Origin of the sequence: Acrocarpospora catenulata (assembly GCF_018476525.1) — a bacterium.
Lineage (GTDB): Bacteria > Actinomycetota > Actinomycetes > Streptosporangiales > Streptosporangiaceae > Acrocarpospora > Acrocarpospora catenulata.
The window spans coordinates 60,883-79,349 of sequence record NZ_JAHCST010000020.1 but is presented as its reverse complement, the minus strand read 5'-3'; the positions used below and the strand labels follow the sequence as shown (position 1 = coordinate 79,349).

14 protein-coding genes are annotated in these 18,467 nt (G+C 70.7%); 8 read left to right on the top strand and 6 right to left on the bottom strand.

The genetic code is table 11. The annotated features are described in order from the left end of the window. Window positions 1-163: 163 nt before the first annotated feature. The 5 genes from KIP79_RS21875 to KIP79_RS21855 all read left to right on the top strand — a co-directional run bounded on the left by KIP79_RS21875 (window position 164) and on the right by KIP79_RS21855 (window position 6,440). Window positions 164-700: a SigE family RNA polymerase sigma factor gene (locus KIP79_RS21875; RefSeq protein WP_308169831.1), complete on the top strand. Its 537-nt coding sequence runs from the start codon at window positions 164-166 to the stop codon at window positions 698-700. Beyond that, a complete protein-coding gene (locus tag KIP79_RS21870) occupies window positions 693-1,388 on the top strand; it encodes a hypothetical protein (RefSeq protein WP_214106750.1) in 696 nt (231 codons plus the stop codon). Before KIP79_RS21875 ends, KIP79_RS21870 begins: the two co-directional genes overlap by 8 nt. A gap of 43 nt (window positions 1,389-1,431) precedes the next feature. After that, entirely contained in the window at window positions 1,432-1,884 is a 453-nt protein-coding gene (locus KIP79_RS21865) for a winged helix-turn-helix domain-containing protein (protein ID WP_214106749.1), read from the top strand. A 78-nt stretch (window positions 1,885-1,962) separates the two neighbouring features. Further along, window positions 1,963-5,799, top strand: a complete 3,837-nt coding sequence (hrpA, locus tag KIP79_RS21860; RefSeq protein ID WP_214106748.1) for an ATP-dependent RNA helicase HrpA — start codon at window positions 1,963-1,965, stop codon at window positions 5,797-5,799. Further along, on the top strand, window positions 5,799-6,440 hold the full coding sequence (locus KIP79_RS21855) for an HAD family hydrolase (protein ID WP_372453635.1): 642 nt from the start codon (window positions 5,799-5,801) through the stop codon (window positions 6,438-6,440). The genes hrpA and KIP79_RS21855 overlap by 1 nt, the downstream gene beginning before the upstream one ends. A 15-nt stretch (window positions 6,441-6,455) precedes the next feature. Here the strand turns inward: KIP79_RS21855 and KIP79_RS21850 are convergent, their stop codons facing one another. From KIP79_RS21850 to KIP79_RS21840, 3 genes are all read right to left on the bottom strand, one after another. Continuing rightward, on the bottom strand, window positions 6,456-7,928 hold the full coding sequence (locus tag KIP79_RS21850; protein WP_214106746.1) for a serine/threonine-protein kinase: 1,473 nt from the start codon (window positions 7,926-7,928) through the stop codon (window positions 6,456-6,458). Window positions 7,929-8,006: 78 nt separating this feature from the next. Beyond that, complete coding sequence (locus KIP79_RS21845; RefSeq protein WP_214106745.1) at window positions 8,007-9,545, bottom strand: choice-of-anchor I family protein; 1,539 nt, start codon at window positions 9,543-9,545, stop codon at window positions 8,007-8,009. Window positions 9,546-9,609: 64 nt separating this feature from the next. Further along, window positions 9,610-10,803 (bottom strand): SGNH/GDSL hydrolase family protein, encoded by a 1,194-nt coding sequence (locus KIP79_RS21840; RefSeq protein WP_214106744.1) that lies wholly within the window; start codon window positions 10,801-10,803, stop codon window positions 9,610-9,612. A gap of 163 nt (window positions 10,804-10,966) precedes the next feature. On the opposite strand from KIP79_RS21840, the gene KIP79_RS21835 reads away from it, so the two are divergent. Both KIP79_RS21835 and KIP79_RS21830 read left to right on the top strand, forming a co-directional pair. Beyond that, window positions 10,967-13,510, top strand: coding sequence for a tetratricopeptide repeat protein (locus tag KIP79_RS21835; RefSeq protein ID WP_214106743.1), 2,544 nt, complete (start codon window positions 10,967-10,969; stop codon window positions 13,508-13,510). Between the two features lie 69 nt (window positions 13,511-13,579). After that, a complete protein-coding gene (locus tag KIP79_RS21830) occupies window positions 13,580-14,371 on the top strand; it encodes a tyrosine-protein phosphatase (RefSeq protein ID WP_214106742.1) in 792 nt (263 codons plus the stop codon). On the opposite strand, the gene KIP79_RS21825 is transcribed toward KIP79_RS21830, so the two are convergent. Both KIP79_RS21825 and KIP79_RS21820 read right to left on the bottom strand, forming a co-directional pair. Next, window positions 14,368-15,408, bottom strand: a complete 1,041-nt coding sequence (locus tag KIP79_RS21825; protein ID WP_214106741.1) for a Gfo/Idh/MocA family oxidoreductase — start codon at window positions 15,406-15,408, stop codon at window positions 14,368-14,370. The genes KIP79_RS21830 and KIP79_RS21825 overlap by 4 nt on opposite strands. A gap of 27 nt (window positions 15,409-15,435) precedes the next feature. Further along, window positions 15,436-16,341: a proteasome assembly chaperone family protein gene (locus KIP79_RS21820; protein ID WP_214106740.1), complete on the bottom strand. Its 906-nt coding sequence runs from the start codon at window positions 16,339-16,341 to the stop codon at window positions 15,436-15,438. 325 nt (window positions 16,342-16,666) lie between these two features. On the opposite strand from KIP79_RS21820, the gene KIP79_RS21815 reads away from it, so the two are divergent. Next, the gene (locus KIP79_RS21815; protein ID WP_214106739.1) at window positions 16,667-17,188 is read left to right on the top strand and encodes an NUDIX hydrolase; all 522 of its coding nucleotides are present in this window, start codon (window positions 16,667-16,669) and stop codon (window positions 17,186-17,188) included. A 23-nt stretch (window positions 17,189-17,211) separates the two neighbouring features. On the opposite strand, the gene KIP79_RS21810 is transcribed toward KIP79_RS21815, so the two are convergent. Further along, window positions 17,212-18,360 (bottom strand): hypothetical protein, encoded by a 1,149-nt coding sequence (locus KIP79_RS21810; RefSeq protein ID WP_214106738.1) that lies wholly within the window; start codon window positions 18,358-18,360, stop codon window positions 17,212-17,214. Between the last annotated feature and the right edge of the window lie 107 nt (window positions 18,361-18,467).

The window sequence follows — 18,467 nt, the reverse complement described above, 5'->3', positions numbered from 1 at the left end:
GGCTTCCGCCCCAGGTCAGGAGGGGCGGAAGCCGCATGGGCAGAGGGGACGTCGCGAAGGATGCCTCCGATAGGTAAGTGGCTCCCGGGACCAGGAATGGTTGCCGTGAATCCTTGGAAATATGGTGCTAATGTCGGCGCGCCGCCTCCAGGTAGGGGAAGAAGTGACAGCCGACGAGGAGTTCAACCTCTTCTTCGAGCGCCATCACCGCGAGCTTGGCCGGCTCGCGTATCTGCTCACCGGTGACCCGGACGAGGCCGATGATCTGACGGCGGACGCCTTCGTCGCGGCCTGGCGTCGCTGGGATCGGGTCAGGAACGCCGCCAGCCCCTTGGCGTACGCGCGGGGGATCGTCGCCCGGCTGGCGGGCGGCCGGGTGCGGCGGCTGCTCCGGGAGCGGCGCAGGGTGACGGCGGCCGGGGCGGCGGCGGTGGAGTGGGCGGACGGCCCGGACGTGCCCGCCGTCCTGGACGTGCGGGCCGCGTTGCGGCGGCTGCCCCCGCGCAAGCGGGCCTGCGTGGTGCTCAGGTACGCCTTCGACCTCTCCGAACGGGAGACCGCCGAGATCCTCGGCATTTCGGTCGGTACGGTGAAAAGCCAGACCTCGAAGGCGGTCGTGGAACTGGAACGCGCGCTCGGCGGCCAGGCCCTCAACCGCCTGCTGCTGAACCAACCCCGTCTGGAGGGCCCGAATGGCTGACTGGCTGCGGGTCGCGCTCAAGGCGGAGGCGGAGAGTCATCTTCCGTCGCGGGAGCGGATGCACGCCCGGATCGTCGCCAACCGCCGACCTCGCTGGGACTGGCGGGACTGGCGGCCGGAGCGGCTCCGGCTGACCATGGTGGCCGCGGTCGCCGCGTCGGTGACCGCGGTGGTCACCCTAGGCATCCCGTATGTCGCCAAGCTGCTCGCCACGCCGTCGCCGACCGCACCGGCGATCGCCGTCCCGATGACCGCCTCGCCGAGCCGGGGAAGCTCGGAAACCGCCACGGCGACCCCTGGCCCGGTGCTGGTGAGCGCCGAGGCCCGGCTCGATCCGCACAGCAACCCGTACTGGGCGCAGAACAACCTGGTGGTGACCCTCGTCCAGTCGGTCACCGAGCTGCGGGTGGAGATCCGGGTGGCCAGGGGGGAGGGCGTGGAGGTCACCGGGGCCTGGGTGGGATTGCCCGCCGAGGACTTCGCCGAGACCAGAACCACCCTTCCGGACGCCTTCCTGTTCGTGTGGGAGCTGAAGCCCGGCCGGAAGGTCTGGGCCGGCAAGTGGACCTTCGCGGCGCAGTACAACCGCACGCAGGCGCACACGGGCACCGAGGACACCTACACGGTCACCACCCCCGGCGCCACGGTCCGCGGCCACTTCCGGCGACCCATCAAGAAATCCCCTTAATTCCTACCTGGACAATCGAGATTATTCCTGACACGATAACGACATGGACACCATCACCGTCCCCAGCCGAACAACCGACCCGTCCACCGACGACGGCACGGTGCTAGGCGTCGTCCCCGTCCCCGGCACCGACACCGCCCTCGTGATCGTCGGCTACCTGATGTCCGCCGCCCCCGTCCCCGCGCCGGAACCGCAGCACCAGAAGCCCCAGGACGACCTGGTGGTCGACCGCGAGACCCGGACCGTGCGCCTGGAGGGCAAGCCCATCGACCTCACCTACCGTGAGTTCGAACTGCTCGACTACCTGTCCGCCGCGCCCGGCCGCGTCTACAACCGCAGGCAGCTGATGGCCGCCGTCTGGGACCGCTACAGCGGCGAGCACGCCCGCACGGTGGATGTGCACATCCTTCGCATCCGCCGCAAACTCGGGCGTCACGCCTCCCGGATCGTCACGGTTCGCAACGTCGGCTACAAGTACGTGCCGCCCCGCCCGTAAGTCACCGGCGAGCGCCGTACACGCCGGGGAAAACCGCTGGCGGCGGCCGTACCCGCGTTGCCTATCCTTGAGGGCGGAATGAATACGCTCTCCGACCTCCAGGGCCGCCTGCCCCACCTGATGTTGCGCGATCAGCGCAGGCTGGGCCGCCGCCTCGACGGTATGCGCAAGGTTCGCGACCCCAAGGCCAGACAGGCCATCGCCGCCCAGATCTCCGGCGAGCTGGACGCGGCCGAACAGCGCGTCGCGGTGCGCCGCGCCGCCGTGCCGGCCATCAGCTACCCCGAGCAACTCCCGGTCAGCCAGCGCAGGGACGACATCCTGGCGGCCATCCGCGACCACCAGGTGGTGATCGTCGCGGGCGAGACGGGGTCGGGCAAGACCACCCAGCTGCCGAAGATCTGCCTGGAGCTGGGCCGGGGCGTGCACGGCGTGATCGGTCACACCCAGCCCCGCCGCCTGGCGGCCCGCACGGTGGCCGAGCGCATCGCCGAGGAGCTGGACATCCCGCTCGGCGAGGCGGTGGGCTACAAGATCAGGTTCACCGACCACTCCAGCGACGGCACCCTGGTCAAGCTGATGACCGACGGCATCCTGCTCGCCGAGATGCAGACCGACCGCCTGCTCGCCCAGTACGACACCCTGATCATCGACGAGGCCCACGAGCGCAGCCTCAACATCGACTTCATCCTCGGCTACCTGAAACAGCTGCTCCCCAAACGCCCCGACCTCAAGGTGATCATCACCTCGGCCACCATCGACCCCGAACGCTTCTCCCGACATTTCGGAAACGCCCCGATCGTCGAGGTGAGCGGCCGGACGTACCCGGTGGAGGTGCGCCACCGCCCCATCGACGAGGACCAGGACGACCAGACCCAGGCCATCGTGGACGCGGTGGACGAACTCGTCGCCGAGGGCCCCGGCGACATCCTGGTCTTCCTCAGCGGCGAACGCGAGATCCGGGACACCGCCGACGCGCTCAAGGGCCGCAAGGAGGAGATCCTCCCGCTCTACGCCCGCCTGTCGGCCGCCGAACAGCACCGGGTCTTCCAGCGGCACACCGGCCGCCGCGTCGTCCTGGCCACCAACGTGGCCGAGACCTCGCTGACCGTGCCGGGCATCAAGTACGTCATCGATCCCGGCAACGCCCGCATCTCCCGCTACAGCCACCGCCTCAAGGTGCAGCGCCTGCCCATCGAGCCGATCTCCCAGGCCTCCGCCAACCAGCGGAAGGGCCGCTGCGGCCGTACCTCCGACGGCATCTGCATCCGCCTGTACGCCGAGGAGGACTTCCTCGGCCGCCCCGAGTTCACCGACCCGGAGATCCTCCGTACCAACCTGGCCAGCGTCATCCTCCAGATGACCTCGCTCGGCCTGGGCGACATCGCCGCCTTCCCGTTCGTGGAGCCGCCGGACAGCCGCCAGATCAAGGACGGCGTGAACCTCCTGCACGAACTGGGCGCGCTGGACGACAAGGGCGGCCTCACCCCGCTCGGCCGCAAGCTGGCCCAGCTCCCGGTGGACCCCCGCCTGGCCCGGATGATCCTGGAGGCCGACAAGAACGGCTGCGTACGCGAGGTGACCGTCATCGCCGCCGCGCTCTCCATCCAGGACCCGCGCGAGCGCCCGGCCGACAAGCAGCAGGCCGCCGACGAAAAACACCGCCGCTTCGCCGACAAGGAATCCGACTTCCTCACCTACCTGACGCTCTGGAACTACCTGAAGGACAAGCAGCGGGAGCTGTCCTCCAGCGCCTTCCGCCGCCTCTGCAAGGCCGAGTTCCTCAACTACCTGCGGGTCCGCGAGTGGCAGGACATCGACAGCCAGCTCCGCCAGGTCGGCAAGTCCCTCGGCGTCGCCCTGAACAGCGCCGACGCCGACCCCCAACGCGTCCACCTGTCCCTGCTGGCCGGGCTGCTCTCGCACATCGGCGTCAAGGACGTGGCCAAGAAGGAGCAGCCGGGCCAGCGCCGCCCGCTCACCGAGTACGTCGGCGCCCGCAACGCCCGCTTCGCCATCTTCCCCGGCTCCGCGCTGGCCAGGAAACAACCCCAGTGGGTGATGTCGGCGGAGCTGGTGGAGACCTCCCGCCTCTGGGCCAGGGTCAACGCCAAGATCGAACCCGAGTGGGTCGAACCCCTCGCCCAGCACCTGGTGAAACGCACCTACAGCGAACCCCACTGGGAGAAGGACCAGGCCGCCGTGGTGGCCCTGGAGAAGGTCACCCTGTACGGCGTGCCCATCGTCACCGAACGCAAGGTCAACTACGGCCGCATCGACCCCGAGCTCTCCCGCGAGCTGTTCATCAGGCACGCCCTGGTGGAGGGCGACTGGCGCACCCACCACCGCTTCTTCCACGACAACCGCAAGCTGCTCCAAGAAGTCGAGGAGCTGGAGGAGAAGGCTCGCCGCCGCGACATCCTGGTCGACGACGAGACCCTCTTCGACTTCTACGACCGGCACATCCCCGCCGAGGTGGTCTCCGGCCGCCACTTCGACAGCTGGTGGAAGAAGCAACCGGACAAGTCCGTGCTGGCCTTCTCCCTCGACATGCTGGTCAACGAGAACGCCGGGGTCAGCGCCCGCGACTATCCCGACGCGGTCCGCCAGAACGGCCAGCGCATGAAGCTGAGCTACCAGTTCGAGCCCGGCACCGAGGCCGACGGTGTCACCGTGCACGTGCCGCTGGACGTGCTCAACCAGGTCAACGGCGCCGGTTTCGACTGGCAGATCCCCGGCCTGCGGGAGGATCTGGTGACCGCGCTGATCCGCTCGCTGCCGAAGAACCTGCGCCGCAACTTCGTCCCTGCGCCCAACTTCGCCAAGCAGGTGCTGGCCCGGGTGACCCCCGGCAGCGAGCCGATCCTGGACGCCCTGGAACGCGAGCTGCACCGCCTCACCGGCGTGCTCGTCCCCCGCGAGGCGTGGAGCCTGGACCAGGTGCCCGACCACCTGCGCGTCACCTACCGGGTGGTCGACGAGCGCAAACGCCCGGTCGGCGAGGACAAGGACCTGGACTCGCTGAAGCGGCGGCTGGCCCCGAAGATCCGCGCCACCCTCTCCGAGGCCGCCACCGGCCTGGAACGCCAGGGCCTGACCGCCTGGACCATCGCAGCCCTGCCGAAGGTCTTCGAACAGGGGCGCATGCGGGCCTACCCGGCTCTGGTCGACGACGGAACCACGGTCGCCGTGCGCATGTTCGAGACCACCGCCGAGCAGGAGCGCGCCATGTGGGCGGGCACCCGCCGCCTGCTCCTGCTCAACACCCTCAACCCGGCCAAGTCCATCCTGCGCGGCCTCACCACCGCCCAGAAGCTCGCCCTCAGCCGCAGCCCGCACGGGGGAGCCACCGAACTCTTCGACGACTGCACCGCCTGCGCCGCGGACAAGCTCATCGCCGACGCCGGCGGCCCCGCCTGGGACGAGGAGGGCTTCACCCGCCTGCACGACCGGGTCAGAGCCGATCTGTACGCGCTGACCTACGACGTCGTCACCAAGGTCGAACGCGTGCTGGCCCTCTGGCACACCGTGCAGAACGCCCTGCGCGGCCCCGCCGACGCGGTCGCCGACCTGCGCACCCAGCTCGACAACCTGATCTACCCTGGCTTCGTCACCGGCACCGGCTACCGCCGCCTGCCCGACCTCCAGCGCTACCTGCGCGCCGTGGAGCGCCGCCTGGAGAAGCTCCCCGACGAGCCGCACCGGGACCGGGAGTGGATGTTCAAGGTGCAGGACCTGGAGGACGACTACCGGGAGCTGGTCGCCAAGCTGCCCCCGGCGCGGCGGGACGCGGCCGGGGTCCAGGACGTGCGCTGGATGCTTGAGGAGCTGCGGGTCAGCTTCTTCGCCCAGCAACTCGGCACCCCCGTGCCGGTCTCCGAGAAACGCATCAGGAAGGCCATGGAGCAGCTGTGATCCGATCCGTCGTTTTGGACGTGGGCGAGACCTTGATCGACGAGACCCGGGTCTGGTCCCGCTGGGCGGACCGGCTGGGCGTGCCCCGGCTCACCCTCCTGGGCGTGCTCGGCGGCATGGCCGCCCTCGACCGCTCGTACGCGGACGCCTTCGAGGCCGTCCGCCCCGGCTTCGACCTGTCCGCCGAACTGGCCGCCTGGCACCGGGACGACCCGGACGGCCTGCGCGAGAACTTCGACGCCGACGACCTCTACCCCGACGTACGGCCTGGCCTGGCCGCGCTCCGGGAGGCCGGGTTCCAGGTGATCGTGGCGGGCAACCAGCCCCGGCAGGCATACGACGCCCTGGTCGCCATGGACCTGCCGGTGGACGGCATCCACACCTCGGACGGCTGGGGCGTGGCCAAGCCGGACCCCGGTTTCTTCGCCAAGGTCGCCGCGGTGGCCGGGCACGCGCCGGAGGAGATCCTTTACGTCGGAGACCGGCTGGACAACGACGTGCTGCCCGCCGCGCGGGCCGGGATGCGCACGGCGCTGATCCGGCGCGGTCCCTGGGGGTACCTGCACGCCGAACGGCCGGAGGCGGCCCGGTGCGACCTCGTGGTGGACGGGCTCCCCGAGCTGGCCGCCCGGCTCGTATGAGCCTGGCCGCCCGGCTCACTCTTTGGTGAGATCGCCGGTGTAGGTCACCAGCCCCATATCGTCGTCCCATTGGTAGGCGAGCCGGTCGCCCTTGCGCGTGAGGGTGACCGTGCCGGGTATGCACTGCCCGGCGTCGCTGAGCCGGAAGATCCCGGCCTTCCCGGACATCCGCTCGAAGGTCAGCGTGCCGACGCACTCGTTCTCGTACCAACGGCCGGAGGGTTTGCCTTCGCGCAGCTCGATGCGGATGTCGTGCTCGCTCATGACGGGAGTGGTGGGGACGATGTGCCCGGCCCAGTTCCCGGCGAAGGCGCCGGGGATGCCTTCGGTTCCCTCGGTGTCCGCTGATTCCGAGGGCTCAGGGGTCTCGTCGGTGAGACCCGTCACCGTGCCCACGGTGACCGTATCCTCCGGGGCGGGCGTCTCCGGGGCAGGTGTCGTCGTAGAGGTCGATCCGGGGCCGCCGGAGGCCGAACCGCTCTGATCGGCGAGCAGACGCGGCACCAGAACCGCGCCGGTGGCCGCCAGCGCGAGCACCGCGACCACCAGCGCCGCCACCAGCCCTCGGTTGCTCTTCCGCCCGGCCTTCCCCGGCGCCGTCGTCGTCCCGTCAGAGCGGGCGGTGCCCGGCGGCGGGGAAGTCCACGGGTCCGCCGGGGGCTCCGCCGCCGCGGCCCCCGCGCGGAGCGGGTCGGGAGCCGACCCCACCAGTTCCAGCAGCAGATCCCGGGAGCTCGGCCGGAGCGCGGGATCCTTCGACAGGCAGCGGTCCACCGCCGACCGCAGCGGCTCCGGCACCGCGCTGGTGTCCGGGGTGGCCGTCATGATCCGGTGCAGCACCGAGGCCACGGTGGCGGACCCGAAGGCCGCCTGCCCGGTCGCCGCGAACACCATGGTCGCGCCCCAGGCGAACACGTCCGAGGCCGGGCCGGCCGGATGACCCGCCAGCTGCTCGGGGGCGAGGTAGGCGGGCGTGCCGACCGGCCCCGCCGTGAGGGTGGCGCTCTCGCTCTGCCGGGCGATCCCGAAGTCCACCACCCGGGGCCCGTCCGGCCCCAGCAGCACGTTGCCCGGCTTGAAGTCGCGGTGCACGATGCCCGCGCCGTGGATGGCCGCCAGCGCGGTGGCCGTGCCGACCGCCAGCCGCTCCAGCTCCCCCCCGCGCAGCGGCCCGGCGGCGGTCACCCGATCCTGGAGCGCGGGGCCGTCGATGAACTCGCTCACCACGTACGGCTCCCGCCCGGTCACCTCGGCGGCCAGCACCCGGGCGGTGCAGAAGGAGGCCACCCCGCGCATCGCGTCCAGTTCCCTGGCCAGGCGCTGCCGTACGCCGGGGTCGAAGCCGCCCTTCAGCAGCTTGACCGCCACCGGCGTGCCCTCGGGGGAACGGCCCAGGTAGACGATGCCCTGGCCGCCCTCCCCGAGCCGCCCGGTGAGCGTGTAGCCGCCGAGCGAGGCCGGATCATCGGGGGTGAGTGGGGCGACCATGGGTCATACCGTACGGGGATATCGGTTGGATTGAGAACCGGCCCGCTCCCCGCCGCCACGGGGAGCGGGAACCGGAGTTCAGCGGATCTCGTAGATCGCGGTGGTGCCGCTGATCTCGTTGCCGACGATCAGGAGCGGCTTGTGCGTGGGGCTGTCGCTCGCGGGGACGAAGAGCACGCCCTCGGGGCCGACGTCCCCGGCGGTGCCCGCCTGCACGTTGCCGGTGAAGTCGCGGCTGTTCACGTAGGTGGCGATGGTGCCCTTGTTCGGGTCGCTGATGTCGAAGGCCACGATGCCGCCGACCCGCTCAAGCCCGGCGAAGGCGTAGGTACGGCCCTTGACCTTGCCGATCGCGACGCCCTCGGGCTCGGGGCCCTTGTTGTCGCTGCGGGTGTCGAAGGAGTTGTTGTCCCCGTGGTCGGCGTTGAAGTAGGCGGGCAGCTTCTGCGCGATCAACTGCTCGATCTGGTCGCCCGAGTCCCACACCAGGGCTCCGGCCGCGTTCCGGATCGAGATCGACCGGCCGCCGAAGGCGTGCACCTCGGTGGTGGCTCCGTTGGCGTCCTTGGGCGAGGTCACGGTCACGGTGAGGCGGCCGAGTTCGGCGTCCTTCTTGAGGTTGGCGGCGTCCGGGTGGGCCAGGTTCAGGTCCTTGACCCGGACCTCCTCGGCGAAGCAGGGCCAGTCGCGGGCGTCGCCCTCGTTGGCGGTGACGATGTAGGTCCGGCCGCGCGCCTGGTAGGAGGCCACCGCGTCCGGCATGTACATGCCCTTCACCAGCGGGCGCGGCCGGATGTCGATCTTGCCGTCCCGGTCCGAGGCGTCCAGGCCGTTGCCGGGGAGGCTGTGGTCCTTCAGCCCGAGCGGCACGATGTCCTTCACCTTGGCGCTGTGCACGTCGATGATGGCGAGCGCGTTGTTCTCCTGGAGCGAGACCCAGGCGAGGTCGCCGTCGGTGGTGATGTACTCCGGCTCGATGTCCTGGGCGGCGTTGGCGTTCGGCCCGAAGATCCGGACGCCCTTGGCCCGGAGCTGGTCCTCCTTGCCGATGTAGGCCGCGAAGCCCGCGGTCTTGACCGTGCCCTTGCGCACGTCGATGACGCTGACCGAGCCCTCGGGGTCCACCGCGCCCGCGCAGTAGGAGTCTGGCTCGCCCTCGTTGGCCACCAGCACCTTCTTCCCGTCGGGGGTGAAGGTCAGCATGTCGGGCAGCGCGCCCACGGTCACCTGGTAGAGCTTCTTGCCGCTCCTGGCCTCGAAGAGGCTGACCACGCCGGGGTCGGTCTTGACGGCGGCCTGCTGGGCCACGGCCACCAGGCCGTCGTGCACGGCCACGCTGTTGGCGCCCGGGGTGGCCAGGGTGCCGACCTTCTTCGGCTGGGTGGGGTGCTTGATGTCCAGGATGTCCACGGTCCCGTCCTGGGCGTTCACCACGAACACCCGCCGGGTCCTGGGGTCGTACGCGGTGATCTCCGACGCGCCGACGCCCACGGCGCCGGTGGTGAACCGGCCAAGGAAGTTGATCGTGATGCCCTTGGTCGCGGCCTCGGAAGGTGCGGTGAGCAGAGTCGCGGTGAGCAATAAACCGGCGGTCGCGGCGAGGGTCTTTGTGCGCATGCGCGGCATCGTCCCGAAATGCCGTGACCCGTTGCTGAAGTCCAGGTGACCGGCGGGTGAACCGTCAGAGCACCTGGCTCAGCCGCACCGTGTACGCCAGCTTCCGCCGCCCGGCGTCGCTGAGGTGCAGATGGTCGCCGTGGTCGTAGCTACCGAGCAGCTGCTCGGGGAACTCCGGGTCGCGGACCGCCCGGTCGAAGTCGAGCACCCCGTCGAACGCCTTGCTGGTCCTGATCCACTTGTTGACCTGCTGCCGCACGCGTTCCCGCTCCGGCGTCCAGCTCGAGTACCCCGAGAACGGCGTGAGCGTGGCGCCCAGCACCCGCAGCTTCTTGGCGTGTGCCAGCTTGATCATCTTCTTGTAGGCGTTGATCAGCGGCGCGGCCGAGGTGAGCCCGCCCTTGGAGATGTCGTTGACGCCTTCGAAGATCACCACGGTCTTCACCCCGGGCTGGCTGAGCACGTCCCGGTAGTACCGGGAGAGCGCGCTCGGCCCGGTCCCCCAGCGGAGCACCTGGTTCCCGGCGATCCCCGCGTTGATCACCGACATCCGTTTCGCCGCGGGCAGCCCCGACATGCGCTGGTACAGGTAGTCGGTCCAGCGCCGGTTGGCGTCGGTGTTCTGCCCGGCCCCGTCGGTCAGCGAGTCGCCCAGCGCCACCACCGACCGCACCTTCTTGGACGTGGTCACCGCCACCCGGTCCACGAAGTACCACTGCGTGCTGGTGTAGGTGAAGGGCCCCGCCGTCTCGTCCCCGGCGTGGTTGCCGGGGTCGGAGAGGAAGGTGGTGGCGTACGCCCGCTCGTGGCCGGTCACCTCGGCGTGGTAGCCCGGGACGTACAGGCTGATGGTCAGGTTCTGGCTGGGCGCGACCTTCTTCATCACCGGGTCGCTCCACACCGCCTGACCGGGCTGTAGCCGTATCGAACGTTTCTTGTTGAAGGTCACCAGTTGGTTGGTGGCGCTTTCCAGTTCGGCCCCGTACGCCTGGAGGCCGACGAAGGCCGACTTGAAGGTGACCGCCTTGCGCCCGTAGACGTTGCTCAGCCGGATGCGCAGCCCGGTGCCGCCGATGGTGGTCCGCACCACCATGCGGATGGTCTGGTCGCCGATCGCGGTGGGCAGCCGGTCGGAGGAGGCCGACCAGGTCGCCACCAGGTGCCCCGAGGCCGCCGACGCCTGGGTCGCGGGTAACCCCGCTAGACCGCAGACCAGCAGCAACGCCGCAAACACCACCCGGTGGACCGGCCGCACCATCGCCTCCCGAATATGAACGACTTTGAACGCGAAGGCATACATTACGGCCATTCGGCGCCACGAACGCGCGAATCCCAGCGGCGTGCTTGAATCCTGGTTGTCCCGGTAGTACCTGCGGACCCGGTATCTCCCACGACGGCCTCGCGACCACCTGAGGATCTGCATGCCCGCACCCGCAGACGAGGAGAAGCCCCCCACCAGGCGAGCGATCGCCGCCCCCGCCGCCGTGGGCGTGGTGGCCGCGGTGGCCAGCGCGCTGGCCGCGGCCACCAGCATCTGGGACTTACCGGTGGCGCTGGGCGTGGGCCTCACCGGCGCCGCCGCCCTGCTGGCCGGCGTGGTCGCCTGGGCCTCCACCGCGCCCCAGAGCCCCAAGGAACCGGCCGCGCTCGGCGGCGCGCCCGTCCCCGCCGAGCTCCCCCCGGTCATCGCCCACTTCACCGGCCGCGCCGACGCCCTGGCCGACCTGCGCGCCCGCTTCGACCGCAGGGACGGCGCCGCCCCCTTCGTGGTCTCCCTGTACGGCCAAGGCGGCGTCGGCAAGTCCGCGCTGGCCACCCGGTTCGCGCACGACGTCATCGACGCCTTCCCCGGCGGCCAGCTCTACTTCGACCTGCGCGGCCTGGACGGCGCGGTCCGCCCCGAGGAGGTGCTGGCCGGCTTCCTCCGCTCGCTCGGCGTCCGCCTCACCACCGACCCCGGCGGCCTCCAGGAGCTCCGCAAACTCTGGTGGACCTGGACCAAGGACCGAAAGCTCCTGATATTTCTGGACAACGCGCAGGACGGTAACCAGGTCAAGGACCTCATCCCCACCGAACGCCGGTGCGCGGTCATCGTCACCTCCCGCCGCCCGCTGGAACTGGCCAACAGCTACGACACCCAGCTCGTCCCCTTCACCGAGGCCCAGGGCCTGGAACTGCTGGCCAGACTGGCCGGGGACGAGCGGGTGGCCGCCGACCTGGCCTCCGCCCAGGAGATCGTCCAGCTCTGCGACCGCCTCCCGCTGGCCATCAGCATCTGCGGCGGCCGCCTCGGCACCCGCGCCCACTGGTCCCTGCACGACCTGGCCGACCGCCTCGCCGACGAGCGCCGCCGCCTGGACCAGCTGGAAGTGGGCTCCCAGCGGGACCGCAGCGTGCGCGCCTCCCTCCAGCTCAGCTACGACGACTGCACTCGCATCCAGCGCCGCCTGCTCCGCCTGCTGGCCCAGCTGACCGCCCCCGACGTACAGGACTGGGTGGCCGGCGACCTGCTGGACACCTCGGGCACCGACGGCGCCGACCAGCTGGAGACCCTGGTCACCAGCCAGCTGGCCGAGTGCACCGGCCACGACGCCACCGGCCGCCTCCGCTACCGGCTGCACGACCTGGTCCGCCTCTTCGCCCAGGAACAGCAGGTCGACCCGGAACAGCGCCGCGCCGCCATCGAACGTGTCCTGTACGGCTACCGCCGCCGCGCCGAATCCGCCGCCGAGGCCCGCTGGCCGCAGGACTGGACCTCCCGCCGCCCGATCACCCCCATCCACGTCAACTGGCCGCTCACCCCCGCCGAGATGACCTCGGCCACCTGGTTCACCACCGAGCGCCTCGGCCTGCTCGCCGCCATCCACCTGGCCCGCGCGGAGGGCATGTGGGAACAGGCGTGGAGCATGGGCCGGGCGTTCTGCTCGCTCTGCCACTCGCTCCGGGCGTACTGGTCGGACTGGGAGACGGTGGCCGACATCCTCTGCGAGGCCGCCGAGCAGATCGGGGACGCCCGGGCGATGGGCATCGCCCTGCTGGAACGCTCGGCGGTGGCCGGCGGCCTGGGCCGGATGGAGCGTGCGCTGACCGACGCGCGGCGGGCCCTGGACCTGCTGACCGCGCAGGGGGAGACCTGGTGGGCGGCCCGCGCCATGCGCGCGGTCGGCATGACCCTGTTCAGCGGCGGCAACCTGGACAGCGGCCAGGAGTACCTGACCAGGTCGGTCACCACCTTCAAGGCCGAGGGCGACCGCTGGTGGACCGCCCGCACCCAGCGCAACCTGGCCGAGCTCCGCCTCGCCCAGCGCGGGTACGGCGAGGCCGCCGCCCTGCTGGAGGAGGCGCTGAGCACCTTCGAGGCGGACGGCAACCGCTACTCCGAGGCGCAGACCCAGCGGGCCCTCGGCGAGGTGCTGGCCGCCAAGGCCCGGTCTCTGCTGGAGGCGGGGGAGGACCTGGCCGCGGAACGCCAGTACATCCTGGCCGGCAACGCCCTGCGCTTCGCGATCAAGGCCTTCCACGACCGCCACGAGGAGTGGGAGGAGGCCCGGAGCCTGCGCGCGGCCGGGGAGATCGGGGATCCCAACAACAGGCTCACCGAGTACCGCAACGTCACCGACGCCAAGGAGATGCTGGCCAAGCTGGGCGACTCCTGGGGGGTGGCCCGTACCGAGATCTCCGAGGGGCGGGTGCTGGAGCGGCTGGGCCGCCCCCGCGAGGCGGTTGCCGCCATGCGCCGCGCGAGCAGCGAGTTCGAGGCGCTCGGCGACCGCTGGTGGCAGGCACGCAGCCTGCGCGGCGAGGCCGAGATGCTGCTCCGCGCCGACCGCAGGGAGGACGCCAGGGAACCCGCCCGACAGGCCCTGGCGATCTACCTCAGCCTCGGCAACGAGGTCGGCGCCCGGCGCGCCCGGGACGTCCTGGACCGCGCTGAGGCGCCCCGGCCGGTGCCACCGGCCTCCTGACAGCCACTTGGGCAGACATTCATTCCCCCGCCACGCTGTCGCCTTTCGCGACAGTTACGCTCATAAGTGATGAACGAACATGAGCGTTGGATATCACTGGAAGGCGCAGTCAACGTACGCGATCTCGGCGGGCTGCCCACGGACGACGGCGGCACCACCCGCTCCGGGCGCATCCTGCGAGCCGACAACCTGCAGGGGCTCACGCCCACCGACGTGGACCTGCTGGTCGGCACCCTCAAACTCCGGCACGTGGTGGACCTGCGGTCCATCGCGGAGGTCCGGCTGGAGGGCCCAGGGCCGCTGGCGGACATGCCGGAGATCGCCCACCACCATCACACCCTCTTCGCCGAAGGCGGCCAGTTCACCGACGTGGACGCCGACACCATCGACGAGCGGGCATTACCGTGGGCCAACGGCCGGGGCGAAGACCGGGAGCTCCGGGTCACCGGCTACTACTACGGCTACCTGCGGGACCGGCCCGACTCGGTGCTCGCCTCGCTCCGCGCGCTGGCCCACGACGACGGCCTCGCCGTGGTGCACTGCGCGGCCGGCAAGGACCGCACCGGCGTGGTCTGCGCGCTCGCCCAGGCGGTGGCCGGGGTCACCCGCGAGGCGATCGTCGACGACTACGTGCTCACCGGTGAGCGCATCGCCGCGATCCTGGAGCGGCTGCGGGCCAGCGAGACCTACCGGGTGGACCTGGACTCCAAGCCGCCGGACCACCACGTGCCCCGGCCCGAGTACATGAACCGCTTCCTCCTCACCCTGGAGGAGCGTTTCGACGGCCCGCTCGGCTGGCTGGCCGCACAGGGCTGGACCGAGGCCGACACCGGCGCGCTGCGCGCCCGGCTACGCGACTAGCCCAGCTCCACGACCCGTTCCTCGGCGGCCGCCACCTTGGCGGCCTCCAGGACGGCGAGCGCCGCCACCACCCCTCCGGGGTCCACCGGCGGCGCCGCCTTCTCCCGGACCATGGCCGCCACCCCCCGGTAGAAGTCCAGGTACGCCCCCGGCTCGGTGGGCACCCTCGCCACCTCGCCCAGCACTCCGAGCGTCCCCCACTCCGCCTCGGGGCGCGCCCCGAACCCCTTTTCGTCCGGCGCTGTCCCGGCACGGAGCCGGTCCTCCTGCGGGTCCATGCCCCAGGTCACGTACGTACGATCCGCGCCCACCACCCGGAAGCGCGGTCCGAGTTGCCCGGCCACCGCGCTCATCCACAGATGCGACCGCGCGCCATTGGCGTGGGTCAGCGCGAGGAACACGTCGTCCTCGGCGGCCACCCCCGCCCTGCGTACGTCGCTCTCCGCGTACACGGCGGTCACCGGGCCCAGCAGCTGGAGCGCCTGGTCCACCAGGTGGCTGCCCAGGTCGTACAGCAGGCCGCCGAGCTCGCCGGGCCCGCCCTGCTCCCGCCAGCCGCCCTTGGGCACCGGCCGCCAGCGCTCGAACCGCGACTCCAGCCGCCGCACCTCGCCCAGCTCCGGCAGCAGCCGCCGGATGGTCAGGAAGTCCCCGTCCCAGCGCCGGTTCTGGAACACGGTCAGCGGCAGCCCCCGCTCCGCGGCCAGCGCTGTCAGCGCGCGGGACTCGGCGGCGGTCCCGGCCAGCGGCTTGTCCACCACCACGGGCAGGTCCGCCCGCAGGGCCGCCTCGGCCAGCGGCACGTGGGTGCGGTTGGGGGAGGCGATCACGATCAGGTCGGACCGGGACCAGAGCTCCTCGGCGGCGCCGACCACCTCGGCGTCCGGGTGCGCGAGCCGCACCAGCCGGGCCTTCTCCGGGTCGCGGGTGACCACCGCGGCCAGCCGCAGACCAGGGGTCACGGCGATCAACGGCGCATGGAAGAAACGACCGGCGGCCCCGAAGCCGACCAAACCGACCCTGATCTCGTCGCTCATGGGGTCAACCCTAGAGCGAGTGGGGTGCTAGATCTCCCGGTCGTCCCGCTCGGCCAGGAACGCCTCGAACTGGGCGGCCAGTTCATCCCCGGTCGGCATGGGGGTGGACTCGGCCAGCAGGTTCTCCTTGTCGGCGCCCGACTGGAAGGCGTCGTACTGCTGCTCCAGCCCCTCGATCGCGCCGGACAGCTCGGCCGAGGCCTGGATCTGCTCCTCGATCTCGGCCGTGGTCTTGCCGGCCGCCTCGCGGAGCGCGTCCATCGGGAAGACCAGACCGGTGCTCCGGGTGATCGCCTCCAGCGCGGCCACGGCGGCCTGCGGGTACTCCGCCTGGGCGAGGTAGTGCGGCACGTGCACCGCGTAACCCAGCGCCACATGACCCTTGCCGCCCAGCCGGAACTCCAGCAGCGCGGCGACGCTGCCCGGCACCTGCACCCGGCCGAACGGGCTGGTCTGCCCGGGCAGCAACTCGGGGCGGCTGCCGTGCGCGGTCAGGCCGAGCGGCCGGGTGTGCGGCACGCCCATCGGGATGCCGTGCGCGGTCACCAGCTTGCCGATCTTCAACTGGGTGGCCAGCATGCCCACCGCCTCGGTGAACAGCTCCCACTCCCGGTCCGGCTCCGGCCCCGTCATGATCAGGAACGGCGTGCCGGTCACATCGCGCAGCAGGTAGACCGCCAGCTCCGGCATGTCGACATCGACCCAGCGGTCACTGTCGAACACCATCACCGGCCGCCGCGACCGGTAGTCGAGCAGCCGGTCCACATCGAAGGTGGCGACAACCCGGTGATCCAGCTCGGCGAGCAGATGCCCCAGGGCCAGCCGCCCGGCGCCCCCCGCGTCCACGAAACCCTCGAAGTGGTAGAGCAGCACCGGATCGGTCAGCTCGGGGATATCACCGTCGAGCCGGTAGAGATCCGTCGGGTCGAACACGGTGTCCCAGCCTTTCCTTCAGGTCGTTACCTCAACAAACCTACGACCCGCCCGATCGATTCCGGATGGACTCCTTAACATCTCCCCACCGACGCGAGCGGTTGCCGGGACCCTATCGGTGAACAACACACCACACGCAGCCGGATCCAGAACTCGAAGCCTCTACCCCCAATTTGCCCGACGCCACCCGATCCGGCGCGCCCGAGCAACCGGCGCATACCCGGATGCCGGAGACCAGCGGATCCGGCCAACGACACTTCGCCACGCTGGCGTCCTACCACGCCCACACTGAAACGGTCCAAGTTCTGGCCACAAAGGAGAATCCGTGACGGAACGGGTACGGGGCATCTGCATCACGCCCGCAGGGAACCTGCTGACGATCAAACGCGTGCGATCGCACATGGACCCGTACTGGGTGCTGCCCGGAGGGCACGTCGAACCCGGCGATGGGAGCCTGGAGGCGGCTCTGCTGCGCGAGCTCGCGGAGGAACTCGCGGGCAAGGCCTCCGTCGTCGCCCTCGTCCACTCGCTGGAGATCGACGGGGAACGGCAGCACTTCTTCCTGGCCCGCGTGGAGACCTGGGATCCGGCTCGGCGCAGCGGCCCGGAGTTCTCCGATGCTTCGCGCGGTCAGTACATCGTGGAGGAAATCCCGTTGGTCCGGTCGCGGCTGGCTCAGATCGCTCTCAAACCCGAGCCGATCGCGCGGTTTCTCACCGAGCATGGGGACAGGCTGTTCCAGCTTGATGACCTCCGTGACGGCATGATCAGTGAGTCTCGCCTGGTTGTGGCGTCGGAGATCGCGAACCCCGACGCAGCGCGGAGACGCCCTGACCGCTCGGCTTGAGAAGCCCGGGTGAGGGGACTGCTTCAGTGGGCCTCACGTACCGCGGGGGCGTCTTCGGCGCGGAGGTGGTAGCGGTGGGTGAGGAATTCGGTGGTTAGCCAGGTTAGGGCCAGGAGGGCGGCGGTGAGGGGCCAGGAGGTGGGGGCGTAGGGCGGGGCTTCGAGGTAGTGGGACTGGAGGTAGAGGCCGCCGTAGACGGCGGTGGTCACCAGGGCGGTGCCGACCAGGGGGCGGACGTAGGTGGGGAGGGGGAGGCGGAAGGCCAGGTCGACGCAGAGGGCGGCGGGGATGAGGAAGAAGGGGATGGCGGAGGCGGGGAAGCCGCCGGCCAGGAGGAGGGGGAGGATGAGGAGGCGGTAGGCGATGTAGCCGAGGGCGATGGGGGTGGCGGTGAAGGTGCGGCCGACCATGATGCGGGCCATCACCAGGATGGTCATGGCGACGACGCCCGCGTAGACGGAGTAGACGGCGTCCGGCACCGGGAGGGTGAAGTTCTGGATGGCCACCAGGTCGACGGGACGGCCGAGGCTGGCGGCGGCGAAGTTCATGAGCTCGGGCTCGGCGTCGGGCTGGCCGCGCAACCAGGCCGCCAGGCCGAGCACGCCGTACTCCTGGTGCTGGCTGGGGAAGATCGCATTTTCCAGGAAGAACCCGTAGAAGACGGCGAGGTAGACGGTACGGCGGCGGCCGGGGGCCGCGCCGACGAACCAGCCGCGGATGACGCCGGCGATCATCAGGGCGGTGCCGATGAAGAGCAGGGCGTGGGACGGGCTCCAGGCGGTGATGTCCAGGCCGTTGATGCGGTGGTTGATCAGGTCCAGCGGGATGGCGATGAGGAAGGTGCCGGTGCCCCAGGTGATCAGCCGGGAGGCGGGGCGGTCGACGCCGTAGCCGGTGTACCAGTGGATGATCGTGAGGGCGACCGCGATCACCGTGCCCACCGTGTTGAGCAGGTGCGGCGGGGCGAGGTCGTCGCGGAGCCAGCGGAAGTGCCAGGAGACGTCCCAGGACGAGCCCAGCACCTTGAGGATGAAAGCCGCCAGCCAGCCGAGGTAGAGCACACGGAACAGGTCGGCGGGGGTCTCCCGGCCCGCTTCGCCGCGCGTCCAGTATGGAAGGGCCCACTCGATGAGCTGAGCAGGGGCCTGCTTGAGCGACTTTCCAGAGTTCACGCGCGAAATGATGCCGTTCCCGTACCTGACGCGCAATGAGGGACTTCCCTGAATCTCTCGCCACAGATAGGGAGGAAAGCAAACGGAACAGGTCGGACGACGGGAAA

What these genes read in the sequence shown, in the direction of transcription:
- KIP79_RS21870 (WP_214106750.1), top strand. Translation starts at nt 693, where the DNA reads ATGGCTGACTGGCTGCGGGTCGCGCTCAAGGCGGAGGCGGAGAGTCAT.
- KIP79_RS21865 (WP_214106749.1), top strand. Translation starts at nt 1,432, where the DNA reads ATGGACACCATCACCGTCCCCAGCCGAACAACCGACCCGTCCACCGAC.
- hrpA (WP_214106748.1), top strand. Translation starts at nt 1,963, where the DNA reads ATGAATACGCTCTCCGACCTCCAGGGCCGCCTGCCCCACCTGATGTTG.
- KIP79_RS21850 (WP_214106746.1), bottom strand. Translation starts at nt 7,928, where the DNA reads ATGGTCGCCCCACTCACCCCCGATGATCCGGCCTCGCTCGGCGGCTAC.
- KIP79_RS21845 (WP_214106745.1), bottom strand. Translation starts at nt 9,545, where the DNA reads ATGCGCACAAAGACCCTCGCCGCGACCGCCGGTTTATTGCTCACCGCG.
- KIP79_RS21840 (WP_214106744.1), bottom strand. Translation starts at nt 10,803, where the DNA reads ATGGTGCGGCCGGTCCACCGGGTGGTGTTTGCGGCGTTGCTGCTGGTC.
- KIP79_RS21835 (WP_214106743.1), top strand. Translation starts at nt 10,967, where the DNA reads ATGCCCGCACCCGCAGACGAGGAGAAGCCCCCCACCAGGCGAGCGATC.
- KIP79_RS21830 (WP_214106742.1), top strand. Translation starts at nt 13,580, where the DNA reads ATGAACGAACATGAGCGTTGGATATCACTGGAAGGCGCAGTCAACGTA.
- KIP79_RS21825 (WP_214106741.1), bottom strand. Translation starts at nt 15,408, where the DNA reads ATGAGCGACGAGATCAGGGTCGGTTTGGTCGGCTTCGGGGCCGCCGGT.